A 21,420-nucleotide genomic window follows, 5' to 3' on the forward strand; every position below is an offset into this window, starting at 1 on the left:
AAATACTGATATTACAGGGGTGTTTGGCGCATTGTGCATGTTGCGGCGCAGGATCGGAATCGAGCTTGAAGCAGGGCGCTACTTGATTAAGATCAAGCGTGATTTTCGGATGCGAATGTACGATGTGTTCAATATCTAACACTTACTGGATCTAGCCAAGAAGGAGCCCCAGATGGACGCCATCACTCAAAATGCCGCTCAAGCCAACCCGTGGCGCGATTTCGCTGCCGGCGACTGGCAGAGCAAGGTCGATGTCCGCAACTTCATTCAGTTGAACTACCTGCCGTACGAGGGCGACGACAGCTTCCTGGCCGGCGCGACCGATCGCACCAAGAAACTGTGGGATACGCTGGGCGAGCTGCTGAAGCAGGAGCGCGCCAAGGGCGTGCTGGACGTGTCCGCCGACCGCGGCTCCTCCATCACCGCGCACGACGCCGGCTACATCGACCAGGCCAATGAAGTGATCGTCGGCCTGCAAACCGACGCGCCGCTGAAGCGCGCCATCATGCCGAACGGCGGCCTGCGCATGGTCGAGAACGGCCTGGAAGCCTTCGGCTTCAAGTTGGACCCGATGATCAAGGAAGTGTGGGAAAAGTATCGCAAGAGCCATAACCAGGGCGTGTTCGATGTCTACACCCCGGAAATCATGGCTTGCCGCAAGTCCGGCGTGATCACCGGCCTGCCGGACGCCTACGGCCGCGGCCGCATCATCGGCGACTACCGCCGCGTGGCGCTGTACGGCACCGACTTCCTGCGCAAAGAACGCCAGCAGCTGTTCGCCGAACTGAATGACGTGGCCTTCACTGACGAAGTGATGCGTCAGCGCGAAGAACTGTCCGAACAGTTCCGCGCCCTGGACGAACTGAAGCAGATGGCCGCCAAGTACGGCTATGACATCAGTCGCCCGGCCGCCAACGCTCGCGAAGCCATCCAGTGGGTTTACTTCGCCTACCTGGCTGCGGTGAAGGAACAAAACGGCGCCGCCATGTCCTTCGGCCGCGTGTCCACCTTCCTGGACGTGTACATCGAGCGCGACATCGCCGCCGGCGCGCTGACTGAAGAACAAGCCCAGGAAATGATCGACGATCTGGTGATCAAGCTGCGCATCGTCCGCTTCCTGCGCACTCCGGAATACGATCAACTGTTCTCCGGCGACCCGACCTGGGTGACCGAATCCATCGGCGGCATGGGCCAAGATGGCCGCACCCTGGTGACCAAGAACAGCTTCCGCTTCCTGAACACTCTGTATAACCTGGGCCCGGCGCCGGAACCGAACCTGACCGTGCTGTGGTCCACCCGCTTCCCGCAAGGCTTCAAGAACTTCTGCGCCAAGGTGTCCATCGACACCAGCGCCATCCAGTACGAAAACGACGATCTGATGCTGCCTTACTGGGGCGACGACTACGGCATCGCCTGCTGCGTGTCGGCGATGAAGATCGGCAAGCAGATGCAGTTCTTCGGCGCCCGCGCCAACCTGGCCAAGGCCATGCTGTACGCGATCAACGGCGGCCGCGACGAGAAGAGCGGCGCGTTGGTGGCCAAGGGTTTCGAACCCATCACCAGCGACGTGCTGACCTACGAAGAGCTGATGCCGAAGTTCGAGAAGATGATGGACTGGCTGGCCGCCACCTACGTCAAGGCGCTGAACTGCATCCACTACATGCACGACAAGTACGCCTACGAGCGCATCGAAATGGCGCTGCATGACCGCGACATCATCCGCACCATGGCTTGCGGCATCGCCGGCCTGTCCGTGGCCGCCGACTCGCTGTCCGCCGTCAAGTTCGCCAAGGTCCACATCATCCGCAATGAAGACGGCCTGGCCGTCGACTACAAGATCGAAGGCGACTACCCGGCTTACGGCAACAACGACGACCGCGTGGACGACATCGCCGTCTGGCTGACCCAGTCCTTCATGGACCGCATCAAGGCCCAGCCCTACTTCTACCGCGACTCCAAGCCGACCCAGTCTGTGCTGACCATCACCTCCAACGTGGTGTACGGCAAGAAGACCGGCAACACGCCGGACGGCCGCCGCGCCGGCGAACCGTTCTCCCCGGGCGCCAACCCGATGAACGGCCGCGACGTGAAGGGCTTTGTGGCGGCAGGCGCCTCGGTGGCCAAGCTGCCGTACGACTCGGCGCTGGACGGCATCAGCTGGACCGCATCCGCTACGCCGGACGCGCTGGGCCACACCGCTGAAGAGCGCATTCTGAACCTGGCCAACTGCCTGGACGGCTTCTGCTCCGCGCACCCGACCGCGTTCAGCAGCGCCCAGTGCACGCCGTTCGATTGCGAAGGCGAGCGCAACATCGCCGGCGGCGGCTTCCACGTCAACGTCAACGTGTTCAAGCGCGAAACCCTGCTGGACGCGATGGAGCACCCGGAACTGTACCCGCAGCTGACCATCCGCGTGTCGGGCTACGCCGTGAACTTCATCAAGCTGACCCGCGAGCAGCAGATGGACGTGATCAACCGCACCTTCCACGGCAAGATGTAAGCTGAAAAGAAGGTAGGGCGGGCAGCCGAAAGGCTTGCCCGCGCGGAAACACCATCGCATCAATGGCGGGGCGGTCCGGAAGGAAAGCCCCGCTTTTTCACCAGAATCACCGGAGATACGGCAATGACCCCACCCATCGCCGCAGACTGCGCCGCTCAAGCTGTCAGCACCGACACTCTAGGCTATTTGCATTCCACCGAAAGCGGCGCCGGCGTCGACGGCCCCGGCATGCGCTTCGTCTTTTTCACCTCGGGTTGTCAATTCCGCTGCCTGTACTGCCACAACCCGGACACCTGGAAGCTGCACAACGGCCGCCAGGTCACGGTTGAGCAGGCCTTGTCGGAAGTGGCGCCTTACGCGCGCTTCCTCAAATTCGCCGGCGGCGTCACCATTTCCGGCGGCGAGCCCTTGATGCAGCATGAGTTCGTCGGCGAGTTGTTCCATGCGATCAAGCAGCGCTTCGGCCTGCACACCGCGCTGGACACCCAGGGTTTCCTGCACGAGCGCGTGCCGGATGAATGGTTTGACGATGTCGATCTGGTGATGCTGGACATCAAGCATTCCGATCCCGACAAGTACCAGGCCCTGACCGGCCAGCCGCTGCAACCGACGCTGGATTTCGCCCATCGCTTGAAGCGTCTGAAAAAGAAGATGTGGATACGCTACGTGCTGGTGCCGGGTCTGACCGACGACAACGCCGACATCGAGCGCCTGGCCGATTTCATCGCCGCGCTCGGCGACGCGGTGGAACGGGTGGAGGTGCTGCCTTTCCATCAATTGGGCAAGGACAAATGGGCGCAGCTGGGCATGGAGTATCAGCTCAATGACACGCCTATCCCCACCGCGGAGCAAGCGGCCCATGCGCGCGCGCTGTTCGCCAGCCGCGGGCTCAAAGTCACCTGATTTTCATCGAGTCATTCTCCCTGGCCGCCGCCGCGTTCCGCTCCGGCGGCTTTTTTTGTCGCTGCGCGGCACCATTGAGCCGGCGGCGCGGTCTGTCAGGAATCGATAGGCAAAGGAGCACGCATGAACAAGGTTTTGGAGATCTGCGCCGGCTCGCTGGCGTCTTGCCTGGCGGCGCAAAAGGGCGGCGCGCAAAGGGTGGAGTTGTGCGACAACCTGCTGGAGGGCGGCACCACGCCGTCTTACGGCCTGCTGGCCCTGGCGCGCGACAGCCTGGGCATAGAGGTCAATGCGCTGATCCGGCCGCGCGGCGGCGATTTTCTATACTCGGCGCTGGAATTCGAGACCATGGCGCGCGATATCGAGCTGTGCCGCAAGCTGGGCCTGGACGGCGTGGTGATAGGCATGCTGACCGAGGACGGCGATATCGATGGTCCGGCCACGCGCGAGCTGGCCGGCTTGGCCGGACCGATGGGCGTGACCTTCCACCGCGCTTTTGACATGGCGCGCGATCCGGAGCAAGCCTTGGAAGAGGTGATCGCCTGCGGTTGCCATCGCCTGCTCAGTTCGGGCCAGGCGGCCACGGCCCTGCAGGGCGCGGACTTGTTGTCCCGTTTGCGCGCGCAGGCCGGGGAGAGGCTGATCGTGATGCCGGGCGCGGGGGTGCGCGCCGGCAATGTCGCCGAACTGGCGCGCCGCACCGGCTGCGCCGAGTTCCACGCCTCGGCGCGCGCCGCCGTGGCCAGCGCCATGTGCTATCGCCAAGCGGGCCTCGGCATGGGCGCGCCGGGCGCGGACGAGTATGCGCGCATGGAAACCTCGCCGGACGAGGTGAGGGCGCTGCGCGACGCGCTGGATGGCGGCTAGGGCGTCAGCACCGGGTCTATGTCCTTCATGCGCAGGCGCGCGGAGGTTTCGTCCTTGATGCCGCTGTTGAGCAGCTTCAGCAACTCCTGGGCATATGGCACTTTGCGGCTGACGAACATGTGATAGTTCGACACCGGCATGCCCGGCACTTCGCGGAAGCCGAAATCCGGATGGGCCAGGTAATTGGTCATGCCTATCTTGGCCATGCCTATCGCCACTTCCTTTTCCTCCAGCACCGCGTCGCAGTGGTCGGTCTTCAGCAGCATCATCGCGGCGGCCAGCGTGTACGGCGTGGTGTCCACGTCTGTCGGTTCCAGGCCGTAGGGCTGATAGGAATAACCGTGCTGGCCGCAGACGCGCAGCGTTTTCAGGTCGGCCCGGCTGTTCACCTTGGGCGCGGGGCGCGCGCGGGAGAAGAAATAGATGCCGGTGGTGTGGTAGTACGGCTTGCTGAGCAGATAGGCCTGTTCCCGCTCCGGGTTGCTGACGCCGTCCAGCGTCATGTCCTGGCTGCCGTATTTCACCTCGGCCTGGCAGCGCGCCCAGCTCATGCGCGTCAGCGCGTATTTCTGTTTCGCCGCGCCGAAGATGGCCTGCAGGTAATCCACCGTGTAGCCGATATTGCGCGTCGTGATCTGGCCGTTCTGGCGTTGATAGTAGAAAAACGGCGGCCACTCCTCGGCGTCCACGCAAATCTTGACGGTTTCTGGCAACTGGGCGCGCGCCTGCGGCGTGGTCAATAGCAGCAGCGCGGACAAAATGCCGGCGATGGATGCGGACGAGGGCATGCTGAGGCTTTCTGGCGGAATAAGCGCCGGCTGGAAAGGGAAGCTGATTGATCCATTTATAAACCTTGCGCGGCCGCGCCTACTGCGATCAGATCAAGTCCTCGCCTGCTTTATGCGGGATAAAAAAATTGGCGCACGGACCAGATTGATGGCATAAGAATGTCATGTCATTTCTTGTGGAGGAGCCGCATGCTTGCCCTGTTCCCATTGAAACGCGCCGCCATCGGCGGCGTTTGCCTGAGCCTGTTCTGCCTGCCCGCTTTGGCCGGCCAGGGCGCGGTGGCTGCGCCGGATCCGTATGGCGCCCGTGTGGCGGCGGATGTGTTGAAAGCCGGCGGCAACGCGGTGGACGCAGCGGTGGCCACGGCCTTCGCGCTGGCCGTTACCTACCCGGAGGCTGGCAATATCGGCGGCGGCGGCTTCATGACGATCTACCAGGACGGCAAGCCGTATTTCCTCGATTACCGCGAAACCGCGCCCCAGGCGGCCAGCCGCGACATGTATCTGGACCCGGACGGCAAGGTGTCGCCGCAGCAGAGCCTGGTCGGCGCGCGCGCCGCAGGCGTGCCGGGCACGGTGATGGGCATGTGGGAGGCGCACAAGCGCTTCGGCAAGCTCAAGTGGAGCCAGCTGGTCGAGCCGGCCATACGCTACGCCGAACGCGGCTTCACCGTGGCCGACCGGCAGTTCCAGTACCGCGGCGAGGCGGTGAAGCTGTTTGAGGGCAAGACCAATTTCGCCCAGTATTTCGGCGGCATGACCGCCGGGCGGACCTTCCGCCAACCGGAACTGGCCGCCACGCTGAGGCGCATCGCGCGGCGCGGCGCGGACGACTTCTACCAGGGCAAGACCGCGCGGCTGCTGACCGCGCAGATGCGGCGCGACCATGGCCTGATCACGGCTGACGATCTGCAAGCCTATCGCGCCCGCTGGCGCGAACCTATCCGCATAGACTGGCGCGGCAACGCCATCTATACCGCGCCGCCGCCCAGCTCAGGCGGCGTGGCGCTGGCCCAGCTCCTGGGCATCAAGGAAAACCGGGCGGTGGACTTCTCCGGCGTCACGTTGAATTCCGCGCGCTACATCCACCTGCTGGCGGAGATAGAAAAGCGCGTGTTCGCCGACCGCGCGGATTATCTGGGCGATCCGGACTTCGTGGCCGCGCCGGCGGCGGAGCTGACGGATCCGGCCTATTTGAAGCGCCGCGCCGCCGAGATCAACCCGACCTCCATTTCGTCCACGCCCGGCATCCGGCCGGGGCTGGAAAATCATCAGACCACGCATTTCTCCATCGTGGACCGCTGGGGCAACGCGGTGGCCAATACCTATACGCTGAATTTCGACTTCGGCAGCGGCGTAGTGGTCAAGGGCGCGGGCTTCCTACTCAACGACGAGATGGACGACTTCAGCGCCAAGCCGGGCGTGGCCAACGCCTTTGGCGTAGTGGGCAAGGACGCCAACGCCATCGCGCCGGGCAAGCGCATGCTGTCGTCGATGACGCCCACCATCGTCACCCGCGACGGCAAGGTGACGCTGGTGATAGGCACGCCGGGCGGCTCGCGCATCTTCACCTCCCTCTTCCAGGTGCTGAACAATCTGTACGATTTCGACATGCCGCTGCAATTGGCGGTGGCGGCGCAGCGCGTACACCATCAGCTTTTGCCCAAGGACACCATTTTCTACGACGAATACGCGCCGCTGTCCGGCCCGGTGGCGGACCAGCTGCGGGCCATGGGCTACGCGCTGAAGGACCAGGGCTGGCGCATGGGCGATATCCAGGCGGTGCAAGTGGACGGCGACAAGGCGGAAACGGCGTCAGACCCGCGCGGCCGCGGCATGGGCATCGTCGTTGGCGACTGATGCGGCGGATGCCAGACCTGAGGCCGTGCGCGCGGCGACGATCCCAGTTTTTTCGACAATGACAATAAAGCGAGTGAAGCATGCAGTACCAAACCGTGTTGAGCGATGTGGCGGCAGCGGAAACCCGGGCAGCCATCGTGGCTCCCCTGATTGCCTACAACGAGGAGCAAGTCGGCCCTAGCGACCATAGGCCGTTGGTGATCCGGATTGAGGATGAAGCCGGCCAGGTGGTGGGCGGGCTGTGGGGCTATACCCGCGGCGGCTGGCTGTATACCGAACTGCTGTCCGCGCCGACCGGCGCGCGCGGCTTGGGTTTGGGACGGCGAATGATGGAACAGGCCGAAGCCGAGGCCCGCGCCCGCGGCTGCATTGGCGCTTGGGTGGATACCCACAGCTTCCAGGCGCCCAAGTTCTACGAAAGCCTGGGTTATCAGCGCTTCGGCGAGTTGGAAGACTACCCGCCAGGACATAGCCGCATCTTCTACCGCAAGCGTTTGCGGGCGGATTGAGTCTCGGGGCCGTTGACGTCTATTGCGCGGATCGCGTTCGCGCTTCGCCAAACCGGTAGGGCCAGGCGCCTTTCGCGACCGCTCGGCAAGCGTCAACCGGCCCTGGCTGTCGCGCCGCATCGTTTTGCGGCGCAAATCATGACTGGTGATTGGTTCTGATTGCAACTAAAACGCTATGTGTATCCACCTAAGTGGTTGGGAGCGTAGCGTGAACCATTTACTTGCCCAATTCAGCATTCGGCTGAAGATTTTCGGCTTGATCCTGCTTGGCATCCTGTCCGCGCTGATCATCGGAGTCAACGGCATGAACGGCGCTTCGAAGATGTTCGATCTCACCACCGACATGCACGACAATATGTTGAAGCCGGTTTACCTGCTGGGGCAGGCTTCGATTCAGGCGCTTTATGTGAATCGCGGCGATTACCGTTATATCGCGGAAAGCGAGAAGCCGGTGATGGATCAGATACAAGCCAATCGCGACAAGTACGAAGCGGCGATGAAGGGCTTTCTCGACCAGTACCGCAAGACTCAATTGACGCCGCCAGAGGTCGATGGACTCAAGCGTTTCGACGCGGCCTGGGAGGCGATGGAAGGACCCTGCAAGCAGGTGCGGGAGCTGAGCTACAACGATACCGGCAACGGCGAGGACAACAAGAAGGCCTTGCAGATCATGGCCAAGCAGTGCCGGCCCATGTTTACCGCCGCAGCCGACATCCTGCATGATCTGTCCGACATCAATATCAAGCTGGCTGACAAGGGGCTGGAGGATGCGCAAAGCAACTACCAGTCGGTGCGGACGCTGGCCATCAGCGTGCTGCTGGTGGGCTTGATCATTCTGGTTGCATTGGGGCTGCTGGTGCAGAACGGCATCGTGAGCAGCCTGGCGGAGGCTTCCAGAGCGATGGAAAAAATAGGCGGCGGCGATCTGACCGGAAAGATTACGCCGCGCGGCAAGGATGAAATCGCGCAGATGATGCGCTCCCTTGCGGATACCCAGGAAAGGCTGCGCAAGACAGTGGGCGAGATCATTCGCTCCGCCGGCAGCGTGGCGGCCACTTCCGAGGAGTTGGCGGCTTCCACCGAGCAGGTCAGCGCCAGCATAGGCCAGCAGGTCAACTCCACGGCCAGCGCGGCGGCTTCGCTCGAGGAGCTGACGGTCAGCATAGACTTGTGCGCCAGCAACGCGTCCCAGGCCAATCAGCAGGCGGCGGACGCCGGCCAGCAGGCCAAGGCCGGCAATAAGGAGGTGCAGGATTCCACCTCGCGAGTGCGCAAAGTCAACGACAGCGTGGCGCAGTCAGCGGAAAGCCTGGAGTCCCTGTCCTCGCAAGCGCAGCAGATAGGCAGCATCGCCACCGTGATCAAGGACGTGGCCGACCAGACCAATCTTTTGGCGCTGAACGCGGCGATAGAGGCGGCGCGGGCCGGCGAGCAGGGGCGCGGCTTCGCCGTGGTGGCGGACGAGGTGCGCAAGCTGGCCGAGCGCACCACGATGTCGGCGCAGGAAATCACCGACATGATAGGCAAGATCCAGGACGGCGCGCGCGTGGCGGTGGACGGCATGCGCGGCAGCCGCCAGATCGTGTCCGACGTGGTGGTGGCGGCGGAGAGCGCTTCCTCCACCATCAGCACGGTGGAAACGCGCGCGGCCGAGGTATTGTCGGCGATCAGCGAGATCGCCTCCGCGGTGCAGGAACAGCGCCAGGCCAGCACGGAGCTGGCCGGCCGGGTGGAGTCCATCGCCGAGATGTCCAAGGAAAACGGCCTGGCGGTGGATGTGTTCTCGCAGGCCACGCGCGAGCTGGCGGTGGTGGCGGAGCGGCTGCAGCAGACCACGCTGGCGTTCAAGCTGGATTAGGGCTACATCCGCTGGAACAGGTGGGCGTAGCCGCGGCTCACTTCCAGCGGCTGGGCGTAGCCGCGCAGCTGCAGCAGCAGGCCGCGGTCGTCGCGGCGCACTTGCTCGATGGCGGCCACTCGAACCAGGGTGGAGCGGTGCACCTGCCAGAATTCGTCCGGGTCCAATTGAGGCAGCAGCTCCTTGATGGGCGTGCGGATCAGCGCTTCGCCGCCGGCGGTCTGCACTCGGGTGTATTTCTCGTCCGATTGGAAAAACAGCACTTCCTCAGTGGCTATCATGCGCATGGCGCTGCCTACGGTGGCGCGTATCCAGCGCAGATAGGCCGGTTTTTCCAGGCGGCGGCTCAGTTGCTGCAGCGCGGACTGCCAGTCTGCCGGCTGCGCTTCGGCGCGGCGTTGCTGCCAGCGCTGGCGCGTGCGCGCCAGGCGTTCGTCGTCCACCGGCTTGAGCAGGTAGTCGACGGCGCCTTCTTCAAACGCGCGGATGGCGTATTGGTCGTAGGCGGTGACGAAAACCACCGGGCACAGCCCGTCCAGTTCCACCGCCGCGGCGATGCCGGTCATCACCGGCATGGTGATGTCCAGGAAGGCGATGTCCGGCTGGCGCCGGCGCGCCAGCTCCACCGCCTGGCCGCCGTCGTGGGCCTCGGCGACGATTTCCAGTTCCGGCCATATCCTTTGCAGGGCGGCGCGCAGCTGTTCGCGCATCAGGCGTTCATCGTCGGCGATCAGGGCGGTCAGCGTGCTCATGTTTCTCTTTCAGGTCAGGGCGAAGGGCAGGACGATGGTGGCGAGCGTGCCGCCGGATTCGGGCGCTTCCAGCGTCAGCTCCGCCTCCATGCCGTACAGCATGGCCAGCCGTTCGCGGATATTGGACAGGCCCATGCCTTGGCCGGGCAGCTCCGGGAAGCCGACGCCGTCATCATGCACCGCCAGCCGCAGCTTGCCGTCCAGCACCTTGGCGTCCACCTCGATGGCGCCGCCTTCCGCCTTGGGCTCCAGACCATGCTTGATGGCGTTCTCCACCAGGGTTTGCAGCATCATCACCGGGAAACGGGCGGCCAGCAATGATTCGGGCACCTTGAGCCTGACCTGCAGCCGGTCTTCCATGCGCAGCTGCATGATTTCCAGATAGGCGCGCGACAGCTCCAACTGCTGGCCCAGGCTGGTCTCGCCGGGCGAGTCCCGCCACTCCGGCAGCGAGGAGCGCAGGTAGCGGATCAAGGCCTTCTGCATGGCGATGGCCTGCTGCGGCGCGCTTTCCATCAGTTGGCAGACCGAAGACAGGGTGTTGAACAGGAAGTGCGGCTCGATCTGCGCTTGCAGCGCGCTCATGCGCGTTTCCGCGAGCTGGCGCTTGAGCGCTTCCAGTTCCGCCTGCTGCTCGGCTTTTTCGCTGCGGGCGATGGCGCGGTCGGCCAGTTGCTCCGCCTGCCGTTTGCCGCTGGCTAGGATCTTGACCAGGATGGACACCAGGATCAGCGTCAGGGTCAGCAGCGGCACACTGAGAATGCCGCCCAGCGTTTGCACCAGCAAGGCCGCCAGCAGCAGCCGGCCCCAGCCTATCCGTGCCACCTGGTCGACGAACAGCCACCAGTAGCGCTCCAGGGTTTGCAGCAGCCGGTCGCCGCTCGTCAGCGTGTCTTCCGCGCGCTCATTCATGCGTGGCCTCCTGTTTGTTGGAGCCTTGCAGCCGGACCACGATGGAGGTCAGGATCAGCGCCAGCGTTAGCGCGGGCACTTGCAGCAGCGCGCCCAGCATTTGCAGGGGCAGCGCGGTGAGCCACAGCCGCTTCCAGCTCATCTGGCTCACATAGGCGGCGTAATGTTTCCAGCCGCGTTGCAGGGATTGCAGCAGCGGATCGCCGCTGGCTTGTGCGGTGGCGAGCTTATCCATGATGGGCCTCCTTGTGTTGCGGCAGGCGATGCAGCCGGGCCAGCGGTTTGGCGATGCAGTAATCCAGCGCCTGCCAGGCCAGCGCGGCCGGCACCATCAGCGCGTTGCAGACCAGGATGGCCAACAGCAGCGTCAGCGCGCCGTGTCCCCAATTCAATTGCGACAGCCAATTCAGGCCGTTCGATAAATACAAGGGAATATGATGGCAGAGCTGGATCAGCGAGTCCAACAGCGCGGCGGTGTCTTGGTAGTTCATGCTGCTCTCCTGGTGGGTTGGTGATGTGACTGTAGGAGAGCGGAAAACGGGGCGATATCGGGATGCGACGGACTGCGCGGGGCGGGGGATGAACTGCGTCTGGCGCGGATGGAATGCGCGGGCTTGTAGCCCGCGCGCAAGGAGGATGCGGCTTATTTTCGCCGCGTGGTCCAGACGCGCAGCGGCACGCCGCCGGGAATGCCGCTGCATTGCGGGGCTTTTTCGGCGGACATCAGCTTGAACTCGCGTCCGGTCCAGGCCCAGCTGTAGCTGTCGCCGCAATCGCCTATGCCGCGCAGCTTGCCGTAGCCGCTCAGCACGCCATGCTCAAAAGCCGGATTCATCAAGGGCGCGTCCTGGCCGTCTTCGTCGCTCAGTGCGGCCTGCTCGGCGCGGTAGGGCGGCTTGTCCTCGACGATCCAGGCCGCATAGCTGCTCTGGTAAGCGCCGCGGCTGCATTCGCGCATCGCCAGCAGCTGGTGGGCGTTGAGCCTGCTCAGATTGGCCTCCGGGTTTTCCGCGTCCGGCATTTCGTTCCAGCACTCTGGATCCGTTTTGCTCAAGGCCTGCAGAATGGGTTGCAGCAGCGCCTGGTCGCTGTCGCGGTAGGGCGGCGGTTCAATCGGCCTCAGCAAGGGCGCGGGTTTGGCCGGCGGCACGGAAGACTCAGGCTTGCCGCCTTTTTTGATCAGCGCGCCGGACGTGCCGACTCGGCCTTGCAAGTCGTCCATCTTCAACAGGGCCGCTTTCAAGCCGGACAGCGCGATGGACCATTCATGCGGTCCATCGCTCAGCGCGATGGCGTCGGCGTCACGCATCGCCGCCAGCAGTTCGGCCGTTTGCGCCGCGTCGAAGTCTTGATTCTCTGCCAGCCGCTTCCAGTTCAGCGTCCCGATGCTCAGCGTCAGCGGGCCTATCTTGCCATCGTCGGCCAGCAGCGCCTGCAAATGGCCGGTAAGGCGAGCGCCAGGGCCGCCATCCCTATCCAGTTGCAGCGAGGCCGGGTGATCAATGTCGCCGCCCTGGCTGCCGTTGGCCGTGCAATGGCGAGTATTGTCGCAGGCGATGGCCCAGTTCTGGAATTCGTAAACCTTAGCCCGAGCGGCCCAGGGCAGAGCCAGCAGCAGGGCGGCGATGGCGAGGCGCTTCATGATCATCCTTTCGTGGCATGCCATGCGTTGAGTTCAGGCGCTGAACAGGCCCGGCGGCGCGCTGCGCTCCAGCTCGAAGCGCAGCAAAGCGGCCTTCAGGGGCAGGCCGCCGGCATAGCCGGTGAGGCTGCCGTCCGCGCCCAGCACGCGGTGGCATGGCACGATCAGCGCGATGGGGTTGGTGGCGTTGGCGCGGCCTATGGCGCGGGCGCCGTCCGGATTGCCCAGCGCGCGCGCCAGTTCGCCGTAGCTCATCGTGGCGCCGTAGGGGATGAGGCGCAGCGCCGCCCATACTTGCTGCTGAAACGGCGTGCCGACAGGCGCCAGCGGCAGGTCGAAGTCGCGGCGCTCGCCGGCTTGGTATTGCGCCAGCTGGCGCGCGGTCTCGGCCAGCGCCGCGTCGTCGCGCGGGCAGGCGTGCGCGGACATCTGTTCCGGCGTCGGGTTGAAGATCAGCCGGGTCAGCGCGCCGTCGCGGTTCAGCCAGGCGGCTGCCGGGCCGAAGCGGGTGTCGAGCAGGCCGTGAACGGCAGTGCGGGGAGATGAGTTCATGGTTGGGCGTGTCAAATGGTGGATGGATTCGCGCGCGGGATCAGCCAGGGGCGGCCTCGTCGCATACCTGTTTCAGGACCTTGCGCAGCCACTGGTGCGCCGGGTCCGCATCCATGCGCGGATGCCAGAGCATGGAGACGGTGATCTCAGGCACGGCCAGCGGCAGTTCGAAGCGGTGCAGGCCGTCCAGCAGGTAGCCGGTATGGCGGGAGGGCACGACGGCGATCAGGTCGTCGGCGCGGGCCAACGCCAGCGCGGCGGAGAAACCGCCGACGGTGACTGCGATGTCGCGCCGCAGCCCCAATTCGCCCAGCGCCAGGTCTATGCGGCTTTCGCCTTGTTCGCGGCGCGCCACCAAGATGTGGCGGCCAGCGGCGAAACGACTCGCCGTGACTTCGCCTTGCGCCAGCGGATGCGAGGGACGCGCCACGCCGATGAAGCGGTCGCGGAACAGCGCCCGCGCCCGCAGCTCCGGCCCGGCAGTGTGGCCGATGACGCCGGTTTCCAGGTCCACTTCCCCTTTGCGCAGCGGTTCGCTGTCCTTGTCCAGCTTCAATATGAAACGCAGCCGGGCGCCGGGGGCCTCGGCATGCAGCCGGGCGATCAGCCGCGGGCCGAAGTTCTCGGCGAAGCCGTCCGTCGCGCGCAGCGTAAAAGTGCGTCGCAGGGCGGCTAGGTCAAGCGCGGGCGGCGGACCGAGCGCGGCCAGCGCGTCGCGCAGCAAGGGACCGGTCCGCTCCCGCAACTCCAGCGCGCGAGGCGTGGGCACCAGGCCGCGGCCGGCGCGCACCAGCAACGGGTCGCCGGTGGTTTGGCGCAGCCGCGCCAGGGATCGGCTCATCGCGGATGGGCTGAGCCCCAGCCGGCGGGCGGCGCCCGCCACGCTGCCCTCGGCGAGCAGCGCGTCCAGCACGATCAGCAGGTTCAGGTCGGGCGAATTCATGACCTTACCCTAACACATTCACATATGGCGCTGTGTGCACTTGTAAAGTGCAAATCATGCGCCTTCCGCCTGTTCTAGGCCGAGCCTACGCTGTGGGCTGAACATAGACAGATGGGAGAACATCATGAAAGCCATTTCGAACCACGCCGGCGCGTCGCCGCGGGCGAGCATGGCCAGCCTGTCGCTGGCCATGCTGCTGGCCTCGCTGGGCACCAGCATCGCCAATGTGGCCCTGCCGGCCTTGTCGCTGCATTTCGGCGTGTCGTTCCAGCATGTGCAATGGGTGGTATTGGCTTATCTCTTGGCCAGCACTGCCTTGATCGTCGGCGCGGGGCGGTTGGGCGATTTGATGGGACGGCGGCGCTTGCTGCTGGGCGGTCTGTTGCTGTTCGCCGCCGCCTCGCTGGTTGCCGGCTTGGCCTCGTTTCCGGCATTGATCGCCGCCCGCGCCGCGCAAGGCCTGGGCGCGGCTGTGATGATGGCCTTGAGCATGGCTTTCGTCGCCGACGTCATGCCCAAGGAGCGCATCGGTCGCGCCATGGGCTGGCTGGGCACGATGTCGGCGCTCGGCACCGCGCTCGGTCCCTCGCTGGGCGGCGTATTGATCGCCGGTTTCGGCTGGCGCAGCATCTTCCTGCTGCTAGCCGCGCTGTCGGCGGCGGCCTTGGCGTTGGCCAGCCGCAGCCTGCCGGGCGACGACCGCTCCGCTTCGCGCGGCCAGGCCGGCTTTGATCGAGTCGGCACCGCGCTGCTGGCGCTGGCCGCGGCGAGCTATGCGCTGGCTATGACCACGGGACGCGGCCACTTCGGCGCTTTCAATGCCGCCTGGCTGGCGGCGGCGTTGGCCGGGGGCGGCGTTTTTGTCTGGTGGCAGCGGCGGATCGAGGCGCCGCTGCTGAGGCTGGATATGCTGCGCGATTCGAACTTGAGCGGCGGCATGGCGATGAGCGGCCTGGTGGCGACGGTGATGATGGCGACGTTGGTGGTCGGCCCGTTTTACCTGGCGCGCAGCCTGGGATTGAATATGGCCGAAGTCGGACTGGCGATGTCGGCCGGACCGGTGTTGTCGGCTGTGTATGGCTTGCCGGCTGGCGCGGCCGTGGACCGCTTCGGCGCGCGCGGCATGGCCTTGGCCGGCCTGTTCGCCATATTGGCCGGCGCCGCCGCCTTGAGCCTGACGCCCATGGTCTGGGGCGTGCCGGGCTATATCGCATCGTTATTGTTGCTGACGGTGGGCTATGCGCAGTTTCAGGCGGCCAACAACACTCAGGTGATGGCGGGCAGCGGCGCGAGTGGCCGAGGCCTGGTTTCGGGACTGCTGAATCTGGCGCGCAACCTGGGGTTGCTGACCGGAGCCGGGGCGATGGGCGCGGTGTTCGCCGCGGCCGCGGGGACGGACAGGCTGGCGACGGCCTCGCCGGACGCCATCGCGCATGGCATGCATGCGGTCTTCGCCGTCTCGACGGGTTTGATCGCGCTGGCCTTGGCGATAGCGCTGGGCGGCATGCTGCCCTCGCGGCGCGCGGCGGCGGGCAGGGCGGCCAGCCGGGACGCGTGATGGCGCATGGCATGCGGCTTGTCGGCGAGGCGGCTTCCGTCTAGCATTTCTGCACGAGACGCCCATGCCGCGCGGCATGGGCGGGTTGATTCGGCGCCGGGGCTCATGGCGGCAAGGGGGCAAAATGCATTGGATAGCAAATATCGTCATCGCGCTGGTAGCGCTGCTGCATGTCTATTTCCTGATCCTGGAAATGTTTCTGTGGGACAAGCCGCTGGGCATGAAGACTTTCCGGCTGACGCCGGAGAGGGCGCGGGATACCAGGGTTCTGGCCGCCAACCAGGGCCTGTACAACGGCTTTCTGGCTGCCGGCCTGTTTTGGGGGCTGTGGCTGGGCGCGGCCGGCTTCCAGATCAAGCTGTTCTTCCTCGCTTGCGTGCTGGCGGCCGGCGTGTTCGGCGCGCTGACTGTCAATCGGCGCATTTTGTTTGTGCAGGGGCTGCCGGCGGCGCTGGGCATCGCGCTGCTGTGGCTGGCTTGAGCGGCGAGCGCGTCGCGGGGAGTGCGGATGGTTCCGGAAATGAGCATCTTGGGGCGGTTTTCAGGCAGAAGGCTCAAGCCTGCGCGCATCGTGTTCAATGAGCGAGGCGTGTCGGTGCTCCGAGGCGATGCCTTGCGCTGGCGGGTGCCGCTGGAGGAGATCGCGTCCGTTAGCCTGAGGCGGGGGCGGCGTCTGTTCGGCTTGTTTTCGTTTGGCCGGTGGCTGGTGGTGGAGTCTCGCGGCGGAAAATTCTATCTAGAACCCACCTTGGAATACAAGAAAGACGAGCTGGAGCGCTTGGTTGCGCGAATCTGCCAGTTCATCCCTTGATTTCGCAGGATCAGCTCGTGCGCTCCAGCTCCTGCAAAAATCTCTCCAGCACCAAATTGGCGCGCCGGCCCTTGCGCACCGCCAGCGCCAGAGGCGCGGCGTAATGGCAGACGTCCGGCAGCAGCGGCCGCATCATGCCTTGGGCCACCCAGCCGGCGGCGAAGTGGTCCGGCAGGTAGCCGATGTAGCGGCCGCTGAGGATCAAAAACGCGATGCCTTCGCGGTCGGATGCGGCGGCGGCAGGGGTAAGCCGCTGTTGCAGCGCCTGCGCCTGCGGCGGCAGCCGGTAGCTGGGCGCGACGGCGTTGGCCGCGGCCAGGTCCACCTCGCTCAAGGCATCGTCCAGCTGACTGAACAGCGGATGCTCGCGGCTGCAATACAGCTGCGAGCGTTCCTCGTACAGCGGCAGATAGTCCAATCCTGACAGCGGCTGGATCAGTGGCACCACGCCGGCGTGCAGCTGGCCGTCCAGCAGGCCGGTTTCGATATCGCTGGGCGTCATCATGCCTATTGATATCTTCACCTCTGGCCCTTGCTCGCTCAGCGCTTTCAGCGCGCCAGTGACGCGCATCTTGGGCAAAGTCACCAGGTTGTTGACGATGCCGATGTTTAGCTCGCCGCGCAGCTCGCGGTGCAGCAAGTTCACTTCGCTGCGGAAATCTTCCAGCGCCGCCAGCAGCGTCTGGCTGGCGCGCAGCACTTCGCGGCCCTCGTCGGTGAGGGCGAAACCGGCGCGGCCGCGCTGGCACAGCCGGATGCCGAGGCGCTTTTCCAGATCGCCCATCTGCAGGCTGATGGCGGAGCGGCTGATGCCCAGTACGCCCTCGGCGGCGGAAAAACCGCCGCACTCGGCTACCGCGCGGAACAGCCGCAGCAGGCGGATATCGAAATCGCTGACTTGGCCCAGCGCAGGTTTCATAAGTTGAGTATTTTAAAATCTAAACATAATAAAGATAGCATTTAACTCACGCGATGTCCGCGGCATGCTGTGCCGATATTCCCGCCACAGGTGCCCGACATGAACCCGCTCACCACCCGTTCCGAATTTTCCCGCCTAGACTTGCGCGCGCACTGGATGCCGTTCAGCGCCAACCGCAACTTCCAGCGCGATCCGCGCCTGATTGTGGCTGGCGAGGGCAATTATCTGACCGACGCCGACGGCCGGCGCCTGTTCGACAGCCTGTCCGGCCTATGGTGCTGCGGCGCCGGCCATAGCCGCAAAGAGATCGCCGAGGCGGTGTATCGCCAGCTGTCCACACTGGACTATTCGCCCAGCTTCCAGTTTGGCCACCCGCTGTCGTACCGGCTGGCAGAGCGCATGGCGGCGATGACGCCGGGGGATTTGAATCATGTGTTCTTCACCAACTCCGGCTCCGAGTGCGCCGACACCGCGGTGAAGATGGCGCGCGCCTACTGGCGGCTGAGGGGCCAGGCGTCCAAGACCAAGCTGATCGGCCGGGCGCGCGGCTACCACGGCGTCAACATCGCCGGCACCAGCCTGGGCGGCATCAACGGCAACCGCAAGCTGTTCGGGCCTTTGATGGATGCGGACCATCTGCCGCACACCTTGCTGCCGGCCAACGCTTTCAGCCGCGGCCTGCCGGAACACGGCGTGGAGCTGGCCGACGATTTGCTGCGGCTGATCGAGCTGCACGACGCGTCCAATATCGCCGCGGTGATCGTGGAGCCGATGGCCGGCTCGGCTGGCGTCATCGTGCCGCCGCAGGGCTATTTGCAGCGCTTGCGAGAAATCTGCAGCCAGCACGGCATCCTGCTGATCTTCGACGAGGTGATCACCGGCTTCGGCCGCACCGGCAAGCTGTTCGGCGCCGACTACTTCGGCGTGACGCCGGACATCATGAATCTGGCCAAGCAGCTGACCAATGGCGCGGTGCCGATGGGCGCGGTGGTGGCGACGTCCGAGATCTACGACGCCTTCATGGCGCAGAGCACGCCGGAGTACGCGGTGGAGTTCGCCCATGGCTACACCTACTCGGCGCACCCGGTGGCTTGCGCGGCGGCGTTGGCGGCGCTGGACTTGCTGGAGAACGAAAACCTGGTGGCGAGAGTCGCCGAGCTGGCGCCGCATTTCGAGCGCGGCATCCACGGCCTGAAGGGCTTGCCGCACGTGGCGGATATCCGCAACTGCGGCTTGGCCGGCGCGGTGCAGATCGCGCCGCGCGGCGGCGACGCCATCGTGCGGCCGTACGAGTCGGCGATGGCGTTGTGGCGCAAGGGCTTTTATGTCCGCTACGGCGGCGACACGCTGCAGTTCGGCCCGCCGTTCACGACCACGCCGCAGGAGCTGGACAGCCTGTTCGACGCCGTTGGCGAGACGCTGGCCAAACTGGCCTGAACCGATTCCCTATCGATAAAAGAGAAGCTGAAATGACGATTTTGCAGCATCTGATCCACGGCGAAGCCTGCGATGGCGGCAGCCGCCGCGCGCCGGTTTTCAATCCATCCATCGGCGAAACCATCGCCGAAGTCCAGTTGGCCGACGCCGCCACGGTCGCGCAGGCGGTGGCCGCCGCCCAGGCGGCGTTTCCGGCCTGGCGCGACACCCCGCCGGCCAAGCGCGCGCAAGTGTTGTTCCGCTTCAAGCAGCTGTTGGAGCAGCATGAGGCCGAGATCGTGCCGCTGATCAGCCGCGAGCACGGCAAGACGCTGGAAGACGCCGCCGGCGAGCTGAAGCGCGGCATCGAAAACGTGGAATACGCCTGCGCCGCGCCGGAGCTGCTGAAGGGCGAGTACAGCCGCAATGCGGGTCCGGCGATCGACGCCTGGAGCGATTTCCAGCCGCTGGGCGTGGTGGCCGGCATCACCCCGTTCAACTTCCCGGCCATGGTGCCCTTGTGGATGTATCCGCTGGCCATCGCCTGCGGCAATACTTTTATCTTGAAGCCATCGGAGCGAGATCCCAGCTCGACGCTGCTGATCGCCCGTTTGCTGCACGAAGCCGGCCTGCCCAAGGGCGTGCTCAATGTGGTGCATGGCGACAAGGAGGCGGTGGACGCGCTGCTGGCGGCGCCGGAAGTCAAGGCCGTCAGCTTCGTCGGCTCCACGCCCATCGCCGAATACATCTACGCCGAGGGCAGCCGCCGCGGCAAGCGGGTGCAGGCGCTGGGCGGGGCCAAGAACCACGCGGTGGTGCTGCCGGACGCCGATCTCGACAACACCGTCAACGCCTTGATGGGCGCGGCCTACGGCTCCTGCGGCGAGCGCTGCATGGCCATCTCGGTGGCCGTCTGCGTCGGCGATCAGGCGGCCGACGCGCTGATCGCCAAGCTGACGCCGCAGATCCAGGCTTTGAAAGTGGGGCCCGGCACCTCGCCGGGCCTGGACATGGGCCCGCTGGTGACGCGCGCGCATCTGGACAAGGTCAGCGGCTATATCGCCGATGGCGTGGCGGCCGGCGCGGAGTTGGTGGTCGACGGCCGCGGCATCGCGGTGCCGGGGCATGAGGGCGGCTTCTTCCTCGGCGGCTGCCTGTTCGACCGCGTGATGCCTCAGATGCGCATCTACCAGGAGGAAATCTTCGGCCCAGTATTGTGCATGGTGCGCGTGGACAGCCTGGAGGAGGCGATCGCGCTGATCAACGCTCACGAATACGGCAACGGCACCTGCATCTTCACCCGCGACGGCGAGGCGGCGCGGCTATTTGCCGACACCGTGGAGGTGGGCATGGTGGGCATCAACGTGCCGCTGCCGGTGCCGGTGGCCTACCACAGCTTCGGCGGCTGGAAACGGTCCTTGTTCGGCGACTTGCACGCCTACGGCCCGGACGGCGTGCGCTTCTACACCCGGCGCAAGGCGGTGACCCAGCGTTGGCCGCAACGCGCCAGCCACGAGGCTTCGCAGTTCGCGTTTCCCAACTTGTAGTCTGGCCTAGGCTTTCCCCCTCTCCCCAACCCCTCTCCCGCGGGGGGAGAGGGGCTTTCCTGCGGCAACAACATGGCGCATCGCGGCCCGTTTAACCGCCCCAGCATCGCTCGCGGATATGGCCTTTGGCCAACCCGCGCTACGGAGCTGGCGGTTGGCGTAATCCGCGTCATGGCCTAGCGTTTGCTGGGATAGGGCTTTGGCGATGAGTCGGTTCGGGACCGGTGGGCAACCCTGTCGACATTCCCCCTTCTCCCCTTGCGGGAGAGGGGCTGACAGGTGGCTGGCGTAATCCGCGTCAGGGCCTAGCGTTTGCTGGGATATGGCTTTGGCGATGAGTCGGTTCGGGACCGGTGGGCAACCCTGTCGACATTCCCCCTCTCCCTTGCGGGAGAGGGGCTGACAGGCGGTTGGCGTAATCCGCGTTATGGCCTAGCGTTTGCTGGGATAGGGCTTTGGCGATGAGTCGGTTCCGGACCGGTGGGCAACCCTGTCGGCATTCCCCCCTCTCCCCTTGCGGGAGAGGGGCCGGGGGAGAGGGGGGGCGGTTTGTCGAGCATGCGCTATGCTGCAATTCCCGATGTCCTGATTCAGGAACCGCCATGCCGAACACGATACGCTTGCACCGCGTGCTGAGCGCGCCGCCGGAGCGCGTTTACCGCGCCTTCCTCGATCCGCTGGCGCTGGCCAAGTGGCTGCCGCCCGAGGGTTTTGTGTGCAAGGTGCTGGAGCACGATGCCCGCGTCGGCAGCGGCTACAAGATGGAATTCGTCGCCTTCGCCAGCGGGCAGCTTCATGCTTTTGGCGGGCGCTATCTGGAGCTGGAGCCAGGCGTTCGCATCCGTTACAGCGACCATTTCGAAGACGCCGGTTTGCCGGGCGAGATGGTGACCTCCATCGTCTTGCAGGCGTTGGACTGCGGCACAGATTTGTCGATTACTCAGGAAGGCATCCCCGACGCGATTCCGCCGGAAAACTGCTACCTGGGCTGGCAGCAGTCGCTGAACCAGCTAGCCCGGCTGGTGGAGGCCGATGCCGGCGTTTGAACGGCTGCTTGCAAACAGCCGCTAAAAAACCAAGCAG

At 65.2% G+C, this 21,420-nt stretch carries 21 protein-coding genes; 12 read left to right on the plus strand and 9 right to left on the minus strand.

Features of this window, described 5'->3' with window-relative positions; translation table 11 throughout:
- Nucleotides 1-172 precede the first annotated feature (172 nt).
- The 3 genes from pflB to C2I19_RS10675 all read left to right on the plus strand — a co-directional run bounded on the left by pflB (nucleotide 173) and on the right by C2I19_RS10675 (nucleotide 4,270).
- Nucleotides 173-2,500 (plus strand): formate C-acetyltransferase, encoded by a 2,328-nt coding sequence (gene pflB, locus C2I19_RS10665; RefSeq protein ID WP_103902676.1) that lies wholly within the window; start codon nucleotides 173-175, stop codon nucleotides 2,498-2,500.
- Between the two features lie 123 nt (nucleotides 2,501-2,623).
- On the plus strand, nucleotides 2,624-3,403 hold the full coding sequence (gene pflA, locus C2I19_RS10670; protein WP_103902677.1) for a pyruvate formate-lyase-activating protein: 780 nt from the start codon (nucleotides 2,624-2,626) through the stop codon (nucleotides 3,401-3,403).
- 123 nt (nucleotides 3,404-3,526) lie between these two features.
- The gene (locus C2I19_RS10675) at nucleotides 3,527-4,270 is read left to right on the plus strand and encodes a copper homeostasis protein CutC (protein WP_103902678.1); all 744 of its coding nucleotides are present in this window, start codon (nucleotides 3,527-3,529) and stop codon (nucleotides 4,268-4,270) included.
- Here the strand turns inward: C2I19_RS10675 and C2I19_RS10680 are convergent.
- Nucleotides 4,267-5,058, minus strand: a complete 792-nt coding sequence (locus tag C2I19_RS10680) for a substrate-binding periplasmic protein (RefSeq protein WP_103902679.1) — start codon at nucleotides 5,056-5,058, stop codon at nucleotides 4,267-4,269. The two genes, C2I19_RS10675 and C2I19_RS10680, sit on opposite strands and share 4 nt — an antisense overlap.
- Nucleotides 5,059-5,247: 189 nt before the next feature.
- On the opposite strand from C2I19_RS10680, the gene ggt reads away from it, so the two are divergent.
- From ggt to C2I19_RS10695, 3 genes are all read left to right on the plus strand, one after another.
- Nucleotides 5,248-6,918, plus strand: coding sequence for a gamma-glutamyltransferase (ggt, locus tag C2I19_RS10685; protein ID WP_103902680.1), 1,671 nt, complete (start codon nucleotides 5,248-5,250; stop codon nucleotides 6,916-6,918).
- Between the two features lie 80 nt (nucleotides 6,919-6,998).
- A complete protein-coding gene (locus C2I19_RS10690; protein ID WP_103902681.1) occupies nucleotides 6,999-7,427 on the plus strand; it encodes a GNAT family N-acetyltransferase in 429 nt (142 codons plus the stop codon).
- A gap of 208 nt (nucleotides 7,428-7,635) precedes the next feature.
- The gene (locus C2I19_RS10695) at nucleotides 7,636-9,285 is read left to right on the plus strand and encodes a methyl-accepting chemotaxis protein (protein ID WP_158253688.1); all 1,650 of its coding nucleotides are present in this window, start codon (nucleotides 7,636-7,638) and stop codon (nucleotides 9,283-9,285) included.
- 2 nt (nucleotides 9,286-9,287) lie between these two features.
- Here C2I19_RS10695 and C2I19_RS10700 read toward each other — a convergent pair whose 3' ends face one another.
- The 7 genes from C2I19_RS10700 to C2I19_RS10730 form a co-directional block, all read right to left on the minus strand.
- Complete coding sequence (locus C2I19_RS10700) at nucleotides 9,288-10,037, minus strand: LytR/AlgR family response regulator transcription factor (protein WP_103902683.1); 750 nt, start codon at nucleotides 10,035-10,037, stop codon at nucleotides 9,288-9,290.
- A gap of 9 nt (nucleotides 10,038-10,046) precedes the next feature.
- A complete protein-coding gene (locus C2I19_RS10705) occupies nucleotides 10,047-10,949 on the minus strand; it encodes a sensor histidine kinase (RefSeq protein WP_103902684.1) in 903 nt (300 codons plus the stop codon).
- Nucleotides 10,942-11,184: a hypothetical protein gene (locus C2I19_RS10710; RefSeq protein ID WP_103902685.1), complete on the minus strand. Its 243-nt coding sequence runs from the start codon at nucleotides 11,182-11,184 to the stop codon at nucleotides 10,942-10,944. The genes C2I19_RS10705 and C2I19_RS10710 overlap by 8 nt, the downstream gene beginning before the upstream one ends.
- Entirely contained in the window at nucleotides 11,177-11,440 is a 264-nt protein-coding gene (locus tag C2I19_RS10715) for a hypothetical protein (protein ID WP_103902686.1), read from the minus strand. The genes C2I19_RS10710 and C2I19_RS10715 overlap by 8 nt, the downstream gene beginning before the upstream one ends.
- 152 nt (nucleotides 11,441-11,592) lie before the next feature.
- Nucleotides 11,593-12,591, minus strand: a complete 999-nt coding sequence (locus C2I19_RS10720) for a DUF1176 domain-containing protein (RefSeq protein WP_158253689.1) — start codon at nucleotides 12,589-12,591, stop codon at nucleotides 11,593-11,595.
- A gap of 33 nt (nucleotides 12,592-12,624) precedes the next feature.
- Nucleotides 12,625-13,143 carry a methylated-DNA--[protein]-cysteine S-methyltransferase gene (locus tag C2I19_RS10725; RefSeq protein ID WP_103902688.1) on the minus strand — a complete coding sequence of 173 codons (519 nt, stop codon included), beginning with the start codon at nucleotides 13,141-13,143 and terminating at the stop codon, nucleotides 12,625-12,627.
- Nucleotides 13,144-13,183: 40 nt separating this feature from the next.
- On the minus strand, nucleotides 13,184-14,086 hold the full coding sequence (locus C2I19_RS10730) for a LysR family transcriptional regulator (protein WP_103902689.1): 903 nt from the start codon (nucleotides 14,084-14,086) through the stop codon (nucleotides 13,184-13,186).
- A gap of 124 nt (nucleotides 14,087-14,210) precedes the next feature.
- Here C2I19_RS10730 and C2I19_RS10735 point away from each other — a divergent pair, with 124 nt between their 5' ends.
- The 3 genes from C2I19_RS10735 (at nucleotide 14,211) to C2I19_RS10745 (ending at nucleotide 16,455) form a co-directional block, all read left to right on the plus strand.
- Entirely contained in the window at nucleotides 14,211-15,644 is a 1,434-nt protein-coding gene (locus tag C2I19_RS10735) for an MFS transporter (RefSeq protein ID WP_146056778.1), read from the plus strand.
- A gap of 124 nt (nucleotides 15,645-15,768) precedes the next feature.
- Nucleotides 15,769-16,125: a DUF1304 domain-containing protein gene (locus tag C2I19_RS10740; protein WP_103902690.1), complete on the plus strand. Its 357-nt coding sequence runs from the start codon at nucleotides 15,769-15,771 to the stop codon at nucleotides 16,123-16,125.
- A 27-nt stretch (nucleotides 16,126-16,152) separates the two neighbouring features.
- A complete protein-coding gene (locus C2I19_RS10745) occupies nucleotides 16,153-16,455 on the plus strand; it encodes a hypothetical protein (protein ID WP_103902691.1) in 303 nt (100 codons plus the stop codon).
- 10 nt (nucleotides 16,456-16,465) lie between these two features.
- Here the strand turns inward: C2I19_RS10745 and C2I19_RS10750 are convergent, their stop codons facing one another.
- Nucleotides 16,466-17,374 (minus strand): LysR family transcriptional regulator, encoded by a 909-nt coding sequence (locus C2I19_RS10750; RefSeq protein ID WP_103902692.1) that lies wholly within the window; start codon nucleotides 17,372-17,374, stop codon nucleotides 16,466-16,468.
- Nucleotides 17,375-17,473: 99 nt separating this feature from the next.
- Here C2I19_RS10750 and aptA point away from each other — a divergent pair, with 99 nt between their 5' ends.
- The 3 genes from aptA to C2I19_RS10765 all read left to right on the plus strand — a co-directional run bounded on the left by aptA (nucleotide 17,474) and on the right by C2I19_RS10765 (nucleotide 21,383).
- Nucleotides 17,474-18,811 (plus strand): omega-aminotransferase AptA, encoded by a 1,338-nt coding sequence (gene aptA, locus C2I19_RS10755; RefSeq protein ID WP_103902693.1) that lies wholly within the window; start codon nucleotides 17,474-17,476, stop codon nucleotides 18,809-18,811.
- Between the two features lie 32 nt (nucleotides 18,812-18,843).
- Nucleotides 18,844-20,337, plus strand: coding sequence for a CoA-acylating methylmalonate-semialdehyde dehydrogenase (locus tag C2I19_RS10760; RefSeq protein WP_103902694.1), 1,494 nt, complete (start codon nucleotides 18,844-18,846; stop codon nucleotides 20,335-20,337).
- Nucleotides 20,338-20,939: 602 nt separating this feature from the next.
- Nucleotides 20,940-21,383: an SRPBCC family protein gene (locus tag C2I19_RS10765; RefSeq protein ID WP_103902695.1), complete on the plus strand. Its 444-nt coding sequence runs from the start codon at nucleotides 20,940-20,942 to the stop codon at nucleotides 21,381-21,383.
- Nucleotides 21,384-21,420: the final 37 nt, after the last annotated feature.

This window comes from Chromobacterium alticapitis (genome assembly GCF_002924365.1).
GTDB classification, from domain to species: Bacteria; Pseudomonadota; Gammaproteobacteria; order Burkholderiales; family Chromobacteriaceae; genus Chromobacterium; species Chromobacterium alticapitis.